Raw genomic sequence first — 15903 nt, 5'->3', positions numbered from 1 at the left:
AACTTAAAATTATTTTTCAACAGATAAGCTCATGATGTATGTTGCAAGAGCATCGATTTCTTCATCAGTAAGTTCACCATATTTTCCTGTCATTAAGTTACCTGGTTTAAATTGTTCAGGGTCCTTAATCCAAGCTTTTAGGCTTTCTTCATCATGTTTTAAGAAACCAGCAACACGGTTACGGTCACCAAATGTTGTTAAGTTAGGACCTGGTGCACCACTAACGCCCGTACCAGAAATTGCGTGACAGCCTAAACAGCTGTTAGCAAATGTTGCTTCTCCAAGATCTGTTGAAGCTTTGTCAGCAACTTTACCCTCTGTTGCTTTCATTGCAGTTACCCATGCATCAAATGCTTCTGGGCTTAAAGCTTTAACTTTGAAGTCCATTAATGCGTGTGAAGGACCACATAACTCAGCACATTTACCATAGAAAACGCCATCTTTAAGGTCTTTCGATTCTTTATCGAATTCTAAGTAGAATTTGTTTAAGTTTTCTACGTTCGTATCCATTTTACCGCCCACAGCAGGAATCCAGAATGAGTGCTTTACATCGGCAGCTTTTAAGTTAAAGTAAACCTTTTGACCTGTTGGTACAACTAATTCTTGTGAAGTTACAATACCTTGGTTAGGGTATTCGAACTCCCACCAATATAATTTTGCAGTTACATTTACTGTAAGTGCTGTTTTGTTACCATCTTCATCTACTATATCCATTGCAGCAACATCTGCGAATTTATAAGTAGCAGTAACAACTGGTACAGCTAAGATTAATAATAAAATAATTGGAATAACTGTCCAAATCACTTCAAGAGTGTGACTTCCTTCTACTTGCTTAGGAATCACATTTTCGCCAACTTTTGAACGGCGGAATTTTAAGAATGCAAGTAAATAGATAACAGATACGACTACTACTACTAACGTCATAATTCCAGTAGCTAACATTAATAGATTGAATTGTTCTTTACCTACTTGACCAGATGGTTTTAGTGCAGAAATATAATCTTCACCACAACCGGAAAGGAAAACCATCATCACTGCTAGAAGTGAAAAAAGACGCCATTTTTTAAGCCCTTTCATCATAGCTTAATTAAACCCCTCTTTCTTTGTTGTATTTTCATGTGTACCTAGGACATTAGTGCTGTCTATTTGAATTCTTTAGGAAAAGAAAGAATTCCTAAAATTAGCTAAACAACGCAAAAATAATGATGGATACAAATAGTATTGTCATATGATTCAACGAATAGATAAACATTTTATTTGCCCATTTCATATCATCTTTTGTGGTAAAGCCTTTAAAAGCTAGAATTAACCAGCCCAAGTTCAATGCAGTTGCAGTAATTAAGAAGCCAACCCCAAGCTCTGGTAAAAGGAAAGGTAACGGTAATAATAAAAGAATCCAGAATAACATCGAGTATTTCGTTCGTTTAAATCCCTTTACGACAGGTAGCATCGGTATATTAGCAGCACGATATTCTTCAGTACGTTTCATCGCAAGCGCATAAAAATGCGGTGGCTGCCATGCAAACATGATCAGAAATAAAGCAAGTGCTCCTGGACCTAATGCAGGTTCAACAGCTGCAAACCCAATAACTGGTGGAATTGCTCCTGAAATACTTCCTACAACCGTGTTACTAACATGCTTCCTTTTAGACCACATTGAATATAGAACAACATAAGCAAATATTCCTACTAGTCCCCACATGCCGGCCGCAAACGATGCCGCAAATAACAAAATTTCACCTACAATTAAAAATGAGAGGGCAATGGTCAATACAAAATTCGGCTTAAATCTACCTGTTACTGTCGGTCTTGCCTTCGTTCGTTTCATGATTGGATCTATATCCTGGTCAATGAAGTTATTCATTGCTCCTGAACCACCAATTATGAGTGCCGCTCCCAGCATGGTAAACAATATGACATCTAATTCTTGCAAGAAATGTCTACTAGTAAATTGAAATGCCAGCCACATCCCTGTAAACGTTGTGACAAGATTCGAGTTAACGATTCCAATTTTAATCAGAGCTAAGAAATCTTTTACAACAGATGTTGATGCTGGTCCAGTATTTCTAGTAGCCGACAATGCACGACCGTTTGACATGTTACCTCTCCTTTCATTTTTGTAAGCATATTCCGCTAACAATTACTATAGCGAAATTTGCGATTGATTTCTAGACATTAAGTGAAATTTAGATGAAGTTGTAAAAATTAGCTTTGTCTAGAAATATAATTAAAAACAACATATCTATAGTAAAACATTTTCTAAAATCAATTGTGAAGGTTAAAGCACGAAATTATGAACAATTTGTGAAATGGATTCGACATCTAAAACTCCGTTCTCTTTACAAGTTGTTTTTTACCTGTATTTTAGATATTATCTAGTAGCAGAAACATTACTTTCATGTAATGTTGATAGATAAAGTAGGTGACTCATTTTATGCAACACAACAGGTTTATGAAGTGGTTTGCTGTTGCCGCTACGGTTGGAATGCTCCTTATTTTACTTGGTGGAGCTCTTGTTACCAAAACAGATAGTGGCTTAGGCTGTGGTCGAAATTGGCCTGATTGCAATGGTTCTCTTATTCCAAAAGAAATTACACCAGAAGTCTTAATTGAATTCTCACACCGTCTTGTAACTGGGGTCGTATCTATTTCAATTCTTGTGTTAACAATTTGGACATGGCGTAAACTCGGTCATATTCGTGAAGTAAAACTATTAGGTTTCCTAGCGATGTTCTTCTTAATCGCTCAGGCTCTCATTGGCGCAGCTCAGGTACTGTGGGGACAAGGTGACTTTATATTAGCCCTCCACTTTGGAATTTCTTTGATTTCTTTTGCTGCAGTTCTTCTTCTCTCTATGATTGTATTTGAAGTGGATCGAAAATTTGATGCCGATAACGTTTTTATTGGAAAAAAGTTACGTTGGCACACAATTGCTGTCACAATTTATTCTTATTTGGTCGTTTATACAGGTGCGCTTGTACGCCATACGGATTCTAGTTTAATATGTCCTGATTGGCCACTCTGTTACAACGATACACCTTTAGCCCCTCTAAATAATATGTATGAATGGGTGCAGATGGGGCATCGCTTAGCTGTTCTAATCTTTTTCATTTGGATTGCATACATAACTTGGCACGCTGTAAAAGAATATAAAAATCAACGCGTTATTTACTATGGTTGGGTGATTGCCTTTATTATAGTAATCTTACAGGTAATTGCTGGTATGTTAGTAGTCCTAACTAAATTGAATTTAATTGTCGCATTATTACATTCATTATTTATCTCAATTTTATTCGGTCTACTTTGCTACATGATATTGCTAGTTGCACGTAGCAATTATAATGAAAAAAATAAATAACTCTAGAAAAGATTCGTGCTATTTAATGACGAATCTTTTTTGTTTTTCTATCTAAAATATCCACCTAAATCATTTCCTCACCTCAGCGAAAGAATCAAACAAAATGGTCAAAAAATAGACATAAAGACATAAAAAAGGGTAATAGATAGCTAGTAAAAGCTTTCTATTAACCCTTTTTTATTAACGATTATTCTATTTCAATTAACAAATCACCCGTAGAAATTGCATCGCCTGCACTCGCATGAACCTCTTTTACAATACCGTCTTTTGGTGCTTGGACAGTTGTTTCCATTTTCATCGCTTCGGTAATTAATAGGTGGTCTCCTCGTTTCACTTGACTTCCCTTCGATACCACTACCTTTAACACGGTTCCTGGCATCGTGGCGCCGATTTGGTTTGGATTGCTTGGATCTGCCTTTAAGGCCAAGCTACCATCCACCTCCACCGTCATATCTTGAATCACCAGCTCACGGGATTGACCATTTAGCTCAAAGTACATCACACGTGTCCCATCGTGCTGTGGCTCGCCGATAGAGACAAGTTTTATAATCAGCGTTTTTCCTTTTTCAATTTCGACCTCGATCTCTTCCCCTAACTTTAACCCGTATAAGAAGGTCGGTGTATCCAATACTGAAATATTGCCAAAGGAGTTCACTGTTTTGGCGTATTCCTCAAATACTTTTGGATAGAGTGCATAAGCGAGTATATCCTTCTTTGTGACTGGACGATTTAATTTGTCCTCTAGCACTGCCTCCAGCTGCTCAAAATGGATAGGCTCTAGTAGTTCACCAGGGCGTACTGTAATGGCTTCACGGTCCTTTAATACAACCTTTTGCAACGCCTCAGGGAAACCTCCGTGTGGTTGTCCTAAATATCCCTGGAAGAACTCAATAACAGAGTCTGGGAAGTCAATCGTTTGTCCTCTTGTTAAGACAGACTGTTCGTCTAATTCATTTTGCACCATAAATAATGCCATATCCCCGACTACCTTTGAGGATGGGGTTACTTTGACAATATCACCAAATAGAAGGTTCACGCGGGAATACATGCGCTTCACTTCCTCCCATCTATCACCAAGGCCTACTGCTTTTGCCTGCTGCTGAAGATTACTGTACTGACCACCTGGCATTTCATGCACATAAATTTCAGAATGCGGGCTCATCATGCCACTTTCAAAATCCTTATAATAATGACGTACATCCTCCCAGTAGTAGGATAGCTTTTCTAGTGCTTCAATATCAGCACGTACCTTACGCTGGCTGCCCTTCGTCGCATAATACAGAGAATTCGCACTTGGCTGTGATGTTAAGCCTGCCATCGAACCGAGGGCTGTATCGATAATATCTACACCTGCTTCAATGGCTTTGGCATATAGATAAATGCCATTTCCACTTGTGTCATGTGTATGCAAGTGGATTGGTAGACTTGACGTCTCTTTTAACTCGGAAACCAAACGATACGCGGCTTCCGGTTTTAATAAACCAGCCATATCTTTAATGGCTAAAATATGAGCACCGGCTGCCTCTAGCTCCCTTGCCATATCCTTATAGTACTGCACTGAATACTTGGCACGTGTGTCATCCAAAATATCACCTGTGTAACAGATGGCTGCCTCGGCAATTTTCCCTGATTGACGGGCCGCATCAATGGCTACTTCCATGCCTTTTATCCAGTTTAAGCTATCGAAAATACGGAACACATCAATCCCTGATGCTGCTGATTCTGCGATAAATTCACGGATTAAATTATCCGGGTAGTTCGTATAGCCTACCGCATTTGCCCCGCGTAGTAACATCTGGAATAGCACATTTGGCACCTGTTCACGTAGCTTTGCAAGGCGCTCCCATGGGTCTTCTTTTAAGAAACGGTAGGCCACATCAAACGTCGCCCCTCCCCACATTTCGAGCGAGAAGAAATTATGCAGCAAGTGCGCTGTGGCATCGGCAATTTGGAACATATCCTGTGAACGTACACGTGTTGCCAGTAGGGATTGGTGTGCATCTCGGAACGTTGTATCTGTAAGCAGTACATCCTCCTGTGCCTGAATCCATTTCACAAGCCCTTCTGCTCCTTGGGCATCTAAAATTTGCTTTGTACCTGCTGGTGGCACGATAAATGGGTCCACTTTCGGCATGCTTGGCTGTACAAAAATGGGCTTTGCCTTCTTCTCTACCCCTGGGAAGCCATTTAATGTCACATTACCAATATAGCTTAACAGCTTTGTCCCACGGTCCTTGCGCACAGGGAAATTAAATAGTTCTGGCGTCGTATCGATAAAGCTTGTATCGAAGGCACCTGTTAAAAATTTCTCATGTGTCACGACATTATTTAAAAACGGAATATTCGTTTTAACCCCACGAATACGGAATTCTTTTAAGTTACGGTCCATTTTCGCAGCAGCTTCTTGAAACGACATTCCTGATGTTGAGATTTTCACCAATAAGGAATCGTAGTACGGTGTCACCACAGCACCCTGGAAGCCATTCCCTGCATCTAAACGAACCCCAAAGCCACCACTCGAACGATACACCATCAGCTTACCTGTATCCGGCATAAAATCATTGGCAGGGTCTTCTGTTGTGACACGCGCCTGAATCGCATAGCCAATCATCGGCATCTCTTCCTGCTTTGGCAGATGAATTTCTTCACTGTGCAGCGCATAGCCTGCCGCCACCTTAATTTGCGTGTGCACAATATCGATACCCGTAATCATTTCTGTAATGGTATGCTCCACTTGAATACGAGGGTTCACCTCAATGAAATAAAAATCCTCACCTGCTACTAGAAATTCCACTGTCCCTGCATTTATGTACGAGACATTTTTCATGAGCTGCACGGCCGCCTCACAAATTCGATTTCTTAAACTTTCTGAAATAGAATGCGAAGGGGCGATTTCAACGACCTTTTGATGGCGACGTTGAATCGAACAATCACGCTCATAGAGATGCACGATATTGCCCTGCTGATCGCCAATAATTTGAACCTCAATATGCTTCGGCTTGATAATCGCCTTCTCAACATACACCTCATCCGAGCCAAAAGCAGCCTTTGCCTCCGATTTAGCTCGTTCATAAGAAGAAGCAAGCTCCTCTGGTGTATGGACCAGGCGCATCCCACGGCCACCACCCCCAAGTGCTGCCTTAATCATAACTGGATAGCCATAGGTGCTAGCAAATGCCTCTACCTCTGCTAAATCAGCGACAGGGCCATCTGTACCAGGAATAACAGGAATTCCAGCGGCAATAGCTTGCGAACGGGCTTTGACCTTATCTCCAAACATATCTAAATGTTCAGAGGTAGGTCCAATAAACACAATGCCCTCCTGCTCACAACGACGTGCAAATTCTACATTTTCCGATAAAAAACCATACCCCGGATGAATGGCATCTACGCCGGCATCTTTAGCAATCGCTATAATACCTTCAATATCTAAATAAGCATCAATTGGCTTTTTACCAGCTCCTACTAAATAGGCCTCATCTGCTTTAAAGCGATGGAAGGCACCACTATCCTCTCGTGAATAAATGGCTACCGTTTGGATATGAAGCTCCGTGCAGGCACGGAAAATACGAATCGCAATTTCTCCCCGATTGGCTACGAGAATTTTGTTGATTGACACCATTGATATCCCCCTTTATGATTGTGATTTTTTCCTTTCTACCTTTTCAAACATGGAAACATTAATCAATATCCCCATAGCTAAAGATAGAATAATTATAGATGTCCCGCCATAGCTAATAAAAGGTAGCGTTACACCGGTTAACGGGATTAACCCAGTTACACCCCCAAGATTGATAAAGGACTGAAAACCAATCCAGCTTGCAATACCAGCCGCAATCATACGCGCCAGTGGATCTTTCGTGCGCAATGCAATCGAGAATCCTTTATATATAATAAATCCAAGACCACCTAAGACGATTAGCACTCCCCAAATACCTAGCTCTTCCATAATAATCGCCATAATAAAATCGGTTTGTGGTTCAGGCAAATACCCTAATTTTTGAATGGATTGACCTAGTCCCCTTCCTTCTAAGCCGCCTCCACCAATTGCATAATAACTATTAACAACTTGATGACCAAAATCATTTTCATAATCAAACGGGTTAAAATAGGATAAAATACGACCTTTCCGGTTCCCCTTTAACAGCTCGCCTTTAAACATCCATAGAATACCAATGATAGCTGCACCAAATGCCCCTAACACACCAAAAAACTTCCAAAATGTTTTAAACGGAATTCCACTAGCTGCCACAACAGAGACAGCTATACCACATAAAATAATGCTGGCTCCTAAATCTGTTTCAAAAGCTACTCCCGCAACTACAAGTATCCAAAGAAATATTGGATAAAATATTTCAGTCGGTTGTAGCTTTTCAAATGTATATTTTTGTGCTTTTCGATGAAAGGCAGCAGCAAAATATAAAATAATAAATAGTTTCGCATATTCTGAGGGCTGGAAATTCCCCAATCCAGGAACAGCTATCCAGCTCTGAGATCCGATTCCTTCCTCAGCACCATTTCCGTCTATCTTTACCCAAGTAAATAACACAGCAAGTACAATCGTCAGCAACAGCATAATATTTTTATTTGCATAATGCTTATAAGGGAAAAATGCTGCCACTAAAAATCCTAAAAACGCTACGATTAAATTGGTCACTTGCTTACTATAATAGAAATCGGGTGTTTGTTCTTTGTGAACAATAGCCACCATCATACTAGAGCTATAAATCATCACCAAACCAAATAAGCTTAGCAATAGGACCGTAAAAAATAATGGGTAATCAAAATTTTGTGCATAACGTTTTAAGTATTGTTTCATCGAAAAACCTCGTTCTAGAAAAAAAACTCAAATCGCAGATTGCGTTTGAGTTTTTTCTTTTTATTTGTCTGTATACGCGTCATGTAGTACAGAAAGTTCTTTCTCGAGTGAATCGAGAATTTCTTTGCCTTTTTCGCGCTCAATCAGTCCAAGCTTCACAGCAAAGTCAATTTCACGTGAAAGGCCGAACATTTGTGTATCTAATACTTCTTCATATAAAGGGCATTGTGGCATTGTTAAATGATCCATTTGTACTCGAATAAGGCGAGCAATTTTGTCTGCATCAGCAACTAAAAGCTCCAAAGCCTTCTCCTGAAAAGAAGTTTGTGATTTCGTATCCATGAGGACGCCCCCATTATCTGATATTTCTTCGATTCTATCTTAATAAAGTTTATCTTTTAGTCGTTAAAATTGCAAGTGTCTTCGTTGGAAAAATAACGAATTCAAATTATATTTCTTTATTATCTCTAGTCATTAGCGTTATACTATTTCATGGATATACAAGATTTAAGGAGGATTTCTATTATGGAAACAATAATTCCTATCAAGGGTGCAGTTTCATTTCAACTAACATTAGATCCTACAGTTTGGATTTTCGATGATCGTAAATTAGATTTAAAAACATACTTCACATCACAAGAAGTGGAGGAAGATAAGGATATTAAATATATGCGTGAAGTAGGCGCTCATTGGTCACGCGAAATAATGGAAGGAGCCACTTTCCCTCCAACATTAAAATCTGAACGTAAATTTGATCGTAAAGGGATGGAAACAGGTACTTTCGGTATTGAATTGAGCCCCTTCTTGAAAAATGCAGAAATTAAACCTGAAGCGACAATGATCGTTATTGAATGTGAAGATGGCACAGAATATCCATTCTCCATTGCAGAGGCACAAACACTCATTTTAAAATATAGCCAGGACGGCAAACCTTTACTTGAAGATGGGCCTGTCCATGTGCTCTTTAAAGATGGTTCGAATGTAGACAACCCTATTAAAAATGTATCAGCCATTCGTGTTGAATAGGAGGGAATGCAATGCGTGTAAAATGTGTCATTTGCGATACAATTAACAATTTAGACGATGATTTACCGTTAGCAAAAAAATTACGCAATCGACCAATTCATACGTATATGTGTGATATATGTCATGATCGGATTAAAGATAATACGCTTGCACGAATAGAAACAGGAAATTTCCGCTTTTATCGCACTTCACCACAAATGGATAAAGATTTTTAATTAAAACAAAAATCATTCCGAAGTATGAATATTTTCGGAATGATTTTGTTTTTTTAGGTGTTTGAAGATATCAATAATATTTTCCATAACAATAAAAGCGAGGCATCCCACAACGCTGAGATTAACCTCGCTTCCATTCTTTTAATCCAACTTAGGAGCCACATTATCTTATGCATTATTCTTTATGATTACCTTCTCAATCAGCTCGACTACCTGATACATAATAGTCGCAAAAAAGGCAATGATGAGCAGTGACATCAGAACTAGATTAAAATTAAATACTTGGAAGCCATAGATGATTAAATAGCCAAGACCTTTTGAGGCAACTAAAAATTCCCCCACAATAACCCCTACCCATGATAATCCTACGTTTACCTTTAAAGTAGAAATAATCGTTGGAAAAGAGGCTGGTAATATGACTTCTTTAAATATCTGCCACCTCGTAGCCCTAAAAGTTTGTAAAACTTTGCTATAGTTCGGATCTACGCCTTTAAAGGCTGTATAAACAACAATAGTTGTAATAATTATCGAAATTAAGGCACCCATAGCAATTATCGAAAAATACCCTGGTCCAAGTGCAACAATTAAAATAGGTCCTAGCGCTACTTTTGGCATGGCATTTAAAATCACTAAATAAGGATCCAATACCTTAGACAATAATGGCGACCACCATAAAATAATAGCTATTAATGTACCAAGTAAAGTACCCGCAATAAAACCAATAATCGTCTCCATCAGCGTGACACCAACGTGCAAAGTTAACGAACCATCACTTACTTTTCCAATAAATGTTTGCCATACATGTGTTGGCGAACTAAAAATTAACCGATCAATCCATTCAAATCTAGAAAGAAGCTCCCATCCACCAAAAAAAATGAGTAAGATGATGAGCTGATAAAATCGAACAAAACGTTTTTCCTTTTTTAACATTTGTTGATACTGTTTAAAAGGTGTATTATCCAAGGCTCTCCAGCTCCTTCCAAATAGCTTGGAATACATCTGAATATGCTGGATGTTGCCGTGCATCAAAGGGGGATAGCTGTTGTAATGCTTCAGGTATTTCAAAAACTCTGTGTAATGTACCTGGATTTGCTGAGAAGAGAAATACCCGTTCACTCATCGCAATCGCCTCTCCAATATCATGAGTGACAAGAACTGCTGTTTTTTGATAGGCCTTTAACGTTTCAACAATCAAATCCTCAAGCTTTAGCTTCGACTGATAATCAAGTGCTGAGAATGGTTCATCCAGCAGTAAAATTTTAGGATTTACTGCCAGCGTTCTGGCTAGTGCAACACGTTGCCGCATCCCACCAGACAGCTCTCGTGGGTAATTGCCGCTGACATTTGCTAGCCCCACTTCTTGCAACAATGCATTTGCGGTTACTTTATGCGTTTTTTGGCTACGCTCCATAATCTTCAAGCCGATCGTAATATTGTCCTCAATATTTTTCCACGGAAATAAATAATCTTGCTGAAGCATATAGCCAATAAGTGATTGGTTTTGTGTCGATATTTCCTCACCATCAATATATACCTTGCCTTGAGTAGGAGGAAATAAGCCTGCTATGATGGATAATAAAGTTGTTTTCCCACAACCGCTCGGTCCGATAAAAGAGACAAACTCTCCTTCTCGAATGCCTAAATTGATATCACATAATACATCCTTTGCCTGTGTACTTGAAAAATAGCTATGGTGAATATTTTCTAGATTTAAAAATTCCATATTACTCAGCAGCCTTTTTTGCAAAAGTTGTATTCACCAATTCTTCATAATCCACCCGTTGAGGAAGTTCACCTGCTTCCTCCATAATCGTTTGCAAGTTATCCCATTCCCCCTTCTCCAATATAGGATCTGTCGCATAAGAGCCCTGAGATTTATAACGCTCTACCACTGTTTCAATCAAGTCTACATCCACATTTTCAAAGTATGGCTGAATAATTTTAGCTACTTCGGCAGCACTCTCTTTTTGCACAAAATCCTGTGCCCGTTTCAATGCATTTGTAAAGCCTTGGACGGTCTTCGCTTCATCCTTTAAATAACTACTTTTTGCCATAAACGAGGTATAAGGTAAATGGCCAGATTCTGTACCAAATGAAGCAACAATATAGCCTTTCCCTTCTTTTTCAAACACACTTGCAGTCGGTTCAAACAGTTGTACAAAATCTCCAGTTCCAGAAGCAAAGGCCGTAGCAATATTTGCAAAGTCAATGTTTTGAATAAGTGTTAAGTCTTGAGTAGGATCTATGCCATGCTTTTTCAATACAAATTCTCCTGCCATTTGTGGCATTCCACCCTTACGTTGTCCTAAAAATGTGGAGCCTTTTACTAGATCCCAAGAAAAATTATCTATCTTATCCCGTGCAACTAAAAATGTACCATCTGTTTGGGTAAGCTGAGCAAAATTTTGAATTGGATCATTTGCGCCCTGAAGTGTTACATAAATAGAGGTCTCTGATCCAACTAGAGCAATATCAATCCCATCTGAAAGTAATGCTGTCATTGTTTTATCCCCACCAGCTATTGTCTGAAGTTCTACAGAAAGCCCTTCATCTTCGAAGAATCCTTTTTCAAGTGCTACATACTGTGGTGCATAGAAAATTGAGCGCGTCACCTCTCCAACTTTGACTTTTTCAAGCTCATGTTTATTACACGCCGCCAAAGAAAGGAGAAGTACAGCAATTACACTAAAAAACAAGCTTCTTTTAAACCACCGCATTCCTTTTCCTCCTTGTTTGTTGAAAATAAGTCTATCGACATTAACTTATTCACTTTAGAAGGTTTCGGTGCCTATGGTTTGACAATTCTCTTAAGCAATAAAAAAACAGCCTTAGTTCAACACTAAGACTGTCTCTCAAATATAGTTATTTCACTGATTAGTAGCTTGTTGCTCTTCTCTTTTTTCACGCCACATACGTGTTTTATAGACAATTAAAATTAATGCCGCTACAATAAGCCCTTCAACCATTGGAAGATATAAAGCAAAAAATGTTAACAGGATACAACCTAAAAATAGGAAAATATAAATAATAATATTTTGTGATCGTTTTAATTTCTTTGCAAAGCCTAATTTATAGACAATTGCCGAAAGTAGAAACACCAGGAAAAATAGAACATAGCCAGCAATGTCATAGTTAGGCATATTCTCATATAAAAAACGTGTAATTCCAGCCATTTTTTCATAGGCATCTTCTGTTTCCTTTGCATTTACCTGTGCAGCTACTTGAATAACATTCAGTTCCCCCATTAAAGCGGACTTAATATCCAAGACTCCTCTTCCTTTCGTGGAAGCAAAAAATTATTGTTCAGCGTTTTTAAGCTTTTTCGCTATTCTTTCACGTTCATTTTTATCTAGAATTTGTTTACGAAGGCGAATAGATTCTGGTGTAATTTCTAGGTACTCATCATCATTTAAGAATTCTAATGCTTCTTCTAGTGTTAATAAACGTGGCTTTTTAATAACGTTTGTTGCATCTTTTGTCGCGGAACGAACATTCGTTTTTTGCTTCATTTTTGTTATGTTTACAGTGATATCATTGTCACGTGTATTTTCGCCAACGATCATACCTTCATAAATTTCAGTACCTGGCTCTACAAATAGTGTACCACGGTCTTCTACTTGCATCATACCATAAGTTGTTGATTTACCAGTTTCCATTGAAACAAGAACACCTTGGTGACGTCCACCAATACGACCTGGGATATATGGTTGGTAGCAATCAAATGTATGGTTAATGATACCAAAGCCTTTTGTCATTGACATAAACTCTGTCGTATAACCGATTAAACCACGAGCAGGAACTAAGAATGTTAAACGAACTTGACCATTGCCATTGTTCACCATATCTAACATTTCACCTTTACGAGTACCAATTGATTCAATAACAGAACCAACATTTTCCTCAGGAACATCAATCTGTACACGTTCAAATGGCTCACATTTTACACCATCAATTTCACGAATGATTACTTGAGGTTTTGATACTTGTAGCTCGAAGCCCTCACGACGCATATTTTCAATCAGGATTGATAAATGCAGTTCACCACGGCCTGAAACTGTCCATGCATCTGGCGAATCCGTATCTTCAACGCGTAAAGATACATCTGTTTGAAGCTGTGAACGTAGGCGTTCCTCCACTTTACGGGCAGTTACCCATTTACCCTCGCGCCCTGCAAATGGTGAGTTGTTGACTAAGAAAGTCATTTGTAATGTTGGTTCATCAATACGTAATGGTGTTAATGCTTCTTGATGCTCTACTGGACATACCGTTTCACCAACGTTGATGTCCTCCATACCTGAAACGGCGATTAAATCCCCAGCTTTAGCTGATTGGATTTCTTCACGTTTTAAACCAAAGAAACCAAATAGTTTCGTTACACGGAATTGTTTTACAGTACCGTCTAATTTCATTAATGCAACTTGTTGTCCTACTTCAATAGTACCGCGGAATACGCGTCCGATCCCAATACGACCAACATAATCATTATAATCAAGTAATGCTACTTGGAATTGTAATGGATCTGCTGAGTTATCAATTGGTGCTGGGATTGCTTCGATTACCTTTTCAAATAGACATTGCATATTTTCTTCTTGATTTGCTGGATCAGCATCAAGAGAAGCTGTACCGTTGACACCTGATGCATAAACAACAGGGAAATCTAGTTGATCATCGTCAGCACCTAGCTCGATGAATAATTCTAATACTTCATCGACTACTTCTAATGGTCGTGCTGAATCTTTATCAACTTTGTTTACAACTACAATTGGTGTTAACTTTTGTTCTAACGCTTTTTTTAATACAAAGCGTGTTTGCGGCATACAACCCTCATACGCATCGACAACTAGTAAAACGCCATCTACCATTTTTAAAATACGTTCTACCTCACCACCGAAGTCAGCGTGTCCAGGCGTATCAAGGATGTTGATACGTGTTCCGTTATAGTTTACCGCAGTATTTTTTGCTAAAATTGTAATACCACGTTCGCGTTCAATATCATTAGAGTCCATTGCACGTTCTTCAACATGTTCGTTTGAACGGAATGTACCAGATTGTTTTAATAATTGGTCAACTAAGGTAGTTTTACCATGGTCAACGTGGGCGATAATTGCGATATTGCGAAGATCTTGACGTAAGTTTGTCATTATTCCACTCCATATTCTTTTTTCGAATGTTTAACTGTGATATTATAGCACAAGAGGGATAGAAATGTCCTTATTAGAATTTCCATCATTCTAAAAAATATATTTGATTTACAAATTTTAATATAGGGGGCTCGGTTATGAATCGTGCAAAATTCGTAATGGCCATTTATGCATTAGCAGCTGTTTTAGCAATGTGTTCTATCGGATATTCTGTAGCTGCTGAAAGTGTGTTTGGTATTCTAGCAGGCATTTTGGCTACTTGTGTCATTTTTATGACAGCCTTTAAGATGAAACGCAAATTGCGTGAACAAGGATTACTTTAATTATGTTACAAAGAAGGAGCCTGTCTAAAAAAGACGGCTCCTTTATTATTCATAAGGCACAATATATTTATCTAATAATTCTTTGTGTATCGATGGATTGGCAATGATAAAAGTATCCTGATGAAGGAAATCAAATCCTTCCCCGTGTAAATTTGTGGCAACAGCGCCAACCTCATGCGCGATAATAGTACCACCAGCAATGTCCCATGGTGATAAACGCATAGAGACATATGCATCTAACTTACCACTCACAACAAATGCTATTTCCATAGCTGCAGATCCGTATGATCGTGTACCTCGTACTTTACGAACCATATCAATAACCTTTTCATGATGAATATGCCGATTCGGTGCTACCCAATGAGCATTAATCCCAATGACAGCTTCTTCTATTTTTACTGACGTTAATTTTCGTAAAGGAGATTCATTGTACCAGGCACCTTCCCCAGCTATTGCATAAAATAAATCCTCACGCATTACGTCAAATATGTAACCAAGCTTACCTATGCCATTGATGAAGATACCAATAGAAATCATAAAATGGCGGTGTTGCTTAACAAAATTCATGGTGCCATCTATAGGATCAATTATCCACACAATGCCATCTAAGGACTCTACTTTTTCTCCCATTCCCTCTTCCCCTAAAATCTTGTGAGATGGATCAAAAGCTCTTATTTTATCGATAAAGAATAATTCTGTTTCACGATCGATATTCGTCACAAGATCATTAGCACCTGATTTCGTTTCGATTACCAAATTATACGAAAAAGCTTGTCTAATGCGGCTGCCTGCCTCAAAGATAATACTTTTCGCAAATTGATCCAATTGTTGTATGTCCATAAAAACCCACCCTTCGATTAAAAAAACTCTAACTCTATGCTATTGGACTGATTTTTCATGTTCTCACCATTCAAGTATATGATATCTTTTTCTCTCGATGTTAGCATGGTGTATTCTGTACATTGTAGATACTTAAAACTTTTCATTATGATATAAAGTCTATTTTACCCATTATAACAAT

At 38.5% G+C, this 15903-nt stretch carries 15 protein-coding genes; 4 read left to right on the top strand and 11 right to left on the bottom strand.

Translation table 11 applies throughout. The annotated features are described in order from the left end of the window. Window positions 1-9 precede the first annotated feature (9 nt). Both coxB and cyoE read right to left on the bottom strand, forming a co-directional pair. Complete coding sequence (gene coxB, locus AC2CGN_RS00215; RefSeq protein ID WP_283871033.1) at window positions 10-1080, bottom strand: cytochrome c oxidase subunit II; 1071 nt, start codon at window positions 1078-1080, stop codon at window positions 10-12. A 100-nt stretch (window positions 1081-1180) separates the two neighbouring features. Beyond that, window positions 1181-2098: a heme o synthase gene (cyoE, locus tag AC2CGN_RS00210; RefSeq protein WP_286923681.1), complete on the bottom strand. Its 918-nt coding sequence runs from the start codon at window positions 2096-2098 to the stop codon at window positions 1181-1183. Between the two features lie 336 nt (window positions 2099-2434). Here cyoE and AC2CGN_RS00205 point away from each other — a divergent pair, with 336 nt between their 5' ends. Further along, on the top strand, window positions 2435-3358 hold the full coding sequence (locus AC2CGN_RS00205) for a COX15/CtaA family protein (protein WP_429980530.1): 924 nt from the start codon (window positions 2435-2437) through the stop codon (window positions 3356-3358). 187 nt (window positions 3359-3545) lie between these two features. Here the strand turns inward: AC2CGN_RS00205 and pyc are convergent, their stop codons facing one another. The 3 genes from pyc to AC2CGN_RS00190 are packed head-to-tail and all read right to left on the bottom strand — an operon-like array spanning window position 3546 to window position 8519. Further along, the gene (pyc, locus tag AC2CGN_RS00200) at window positions 3546-6980 is read right to left on the bottom strand and encodes a pyruvate carboxylase (RefSeq protein WP_484511491.1); all 3435 of its coding nucleotides are present in this window, start codon (window positions 6978-6980) and stop codon (window positions 3546-3548) included. Between the two features lie 12 nt (window positions 6981-6992). Further along, a complete protein-coding gene (locus AC2CGN_RS00195; RefSeq protein WP_429984489.1) occupies window positions 6993-8177 on the bottom strand; it encodes an FtsW/RodA/SpoVE family cell cycle protein in 1185 nt (394 codons plus the stop codon). A 60-nt stretch (window positions 8178-8237) separates the two neighbouring features. Then, window positions 8238-8519, bottom strand: a complete 282-nt coding sequence (locus tag AC2CGN_RS00190) for an Fpa/YlaN family protein (RefSeq protein WP_004224778.1) — start codon at window positions 8517-8519, stop codon at window positions 8238-8240. A 183-nt stretch (window positions 8520-8702) separates the two neighbouring features. Here AC2CGN_RS00190 and AC2CGN_RS00185 point away from each other — a divergent pair, with 183 nt between their 5' ends. Continuing rightward, entirely contained in the window at window positions 8703-9203 is a 501-nt protein-coding gene (locus AC2CGN_RS00185; protein WP_286923959.1) for a molybdopterin-binding protein, read from the top strand. Between the two features lie 11 nt (window positions 9204-9214). Beyond that, complete coding sequence (locus AC2CGN_RS00180) at window positions 9215-9418, top strand: YlaI family protein (RefSeq protein ID WP_283871029.1); 204 nt, start codon at window positions 9215-9217, stop codon at window positions 9416-9418. Between the two features lie 168 nt (window positions 9419-9586). Here AC2CGN_RS00180 and AC2CGN_RS00175 read toward each other — a convergent pair whose 3' ends face one another. From AC2CGN_RS00175 to typA, 5 genes are all read right to left on the bottom strand, one after another. Further along, on the bottom strand, window positions 9587-10381 hold the full coding sequence (locus AC2CGN_RS00175) for an ABC transporter permease (RefSeq protein ID WP_286923958.1): 795 nt from the start codon (window positions 10379-10381) through the stop codon (window positions 9587-9589). Then, window positions 10374-11141 (bottom strand): ABC transporter ATP-binding protein, encoded by a 768-nt coding sequence (locus AC2CGN_RS00170; RefSeq protein WP_429980527.1) that lies wholly within the window; start codon window positions 11139-11141, stop codon window positions 10374-10376. The genes AC2CGN_RS00175 and AC2CGN_RS00170 overlap by 8 nt, the downstream gene beginning before the upstream one ends. Before the next feature lies 1 nt (window position 11142). Beyond that, entirely contained in the window at window positions 11143-12135 is a 993-nt protein-coding gene (locus tag AC2CGN_RS00165; RefSeq protein ID WP_429988765.1) for an ABC transporter substrate-binding protein, read from the bottom strand. Window positions 12136-12285: 150 nt separating this feature from the next. Continuing rightward, entirely contained in the window at window positions 12286-12684 is a 399-nt protein-coding gene (locus AC2CGN_RS00160) for a YlaH-like family protein (protein WP_283871025.1), read from the bottom strand. Between the two features lie 30 nt (window positions 12685-12714). Then, window positions 12715-14559 (bottom strand): translational GTPase TypA, encoded by a 1845-nt coding sequence (typA, locus tag AC2CGN_RS00155; protein WP_429980517.1) that lies wholly within the window; start codon window positions 14557-14559, stop codon window positions 12715-12717. Window positions 14560-14696: 137 nt separating this feature from the next. On the opposite strand from typA, the gene AC2CGN_RS00150 reads away from it, so the two are divergent. Next, a complete protein-coding gene (locus AC2CGN_RS00150) occupies window positions 14697-14882 on the top strand; it encodes a DUF5325 family protein (protein WP_286923954.1) in 186 nt (61 codons plus the stop codon). A gap of 45 nt (window positions 14883-14927) precedes the next feature. On the opposite strand, the gene AC2CGN_RS00145 is transcribed toward AC2CGN_RS00150, so the two are convergent. Further along, on the bottom strand, window positions 14928-15722 hold the full coding sequence (locus tag AC2CGN_RS00145; RefSeq protein ID WP_283871023.1) for an inositol monophosphatase family protein: 795 nt from the start codon (window positions 15720-15722) through the stop codon (window positions 14928-14930). Window positions 15723-15903: the final 181 nt, after the last annotated feature.

It is taken from the genome of Lysinibacillus sp. DFXJR4 (assembly GCF_057196045.1).
This window is presented reverse-complemented; position numbering and strand designations above follow the sequence as displayed.

Coding starts and splice junctions, on each gene's coding strand:
- coxB (WP_283871033.1), bottom strand. CDS start 1,080: ATGATGAAAGGGCTTAAAAAATGGCGTCTTTTTTCACTTCTAGCAGTG.
- cyoE (WP_286923681.1), bottom strand. CDS start 2,098: ATGTCAAACGGTCGTGCATTGTCGGCTACTAGAAATACTGGACCAGCA.
- AC2CGN_RS00205 (WP_429980530.1), top strand. CDS start 2,435: ATGCAACACAACAGGTTTATGAAGTGGTTTGCTGTTGCCGCTACGGTT.
- pyc (WP_484511491.1), bottom strand. CDS start 6,980: ATGGTGTCAATCAACAAAATTCTCGTAGCCAATCGGGGAGAAATTGCG.
- AC2CGN_RS00195 (WP_429984489.1), bottom strand. CDS start 8,177: ATGAAACAATACTTAAAACGTTATGCACAAAATTTTGATTACCCATTA.
- AC2CGN_RS00190 (WP_004224778.1), bottom strand. CDS start 8,519: ATGGATACGAAATCACAAACTTCTTTTCAGGAGAAGGCTTTGGAGCTT.
- AC2CGN_RS00185 (WP_286923959.1), top strand. CDS start 8,703: ATGGAAACAATAATTCCTATCAAGGGTGCAGTTTCATTTCAACTAACA.
- AC2CGN_RS00180 (WP_283871029.1), top strand. CDS start 9,215: ATGCGTGTAAAATGTGTCATTTGCGATACAATTAACAATTTAGACGAT.
- AC2CGN_RS00170 (WP_429980527.1), bottom strand. CDS start 11,141: ATGGAATTTTTAAATCTAGAAAATATTCACCATAGCTATTTTTCAAGT.
- AC2CGN_RS00165 (WP_429988765.1), bottom strand. CDS start 12,135: ATGCGGTGGTTTAAAAGAAGCTTGTTTTTTAGTGTAATTGCTGTACTT.
- typA (WP_429980517.1), bottom strand. CDS start 14,559: ATGACAAACTTACGTCAAGATCTTCGCAATATCGCAATTATCGCCCAC.
- AC2CGN_RS00150 (WP_286923954.1), top strand. CDS start 14,697: ATGAATCGTGCAAAATTCGTAATGGCCATTTATGCATTAGCAGCTGTT.
- AC2CGN_RS00145 (WP_283871023.1), bottom strand. CDS start 15,722: ATGGACATACAACAATTGGATCAATTTGCGAAAAGTATTATCTTTGAG.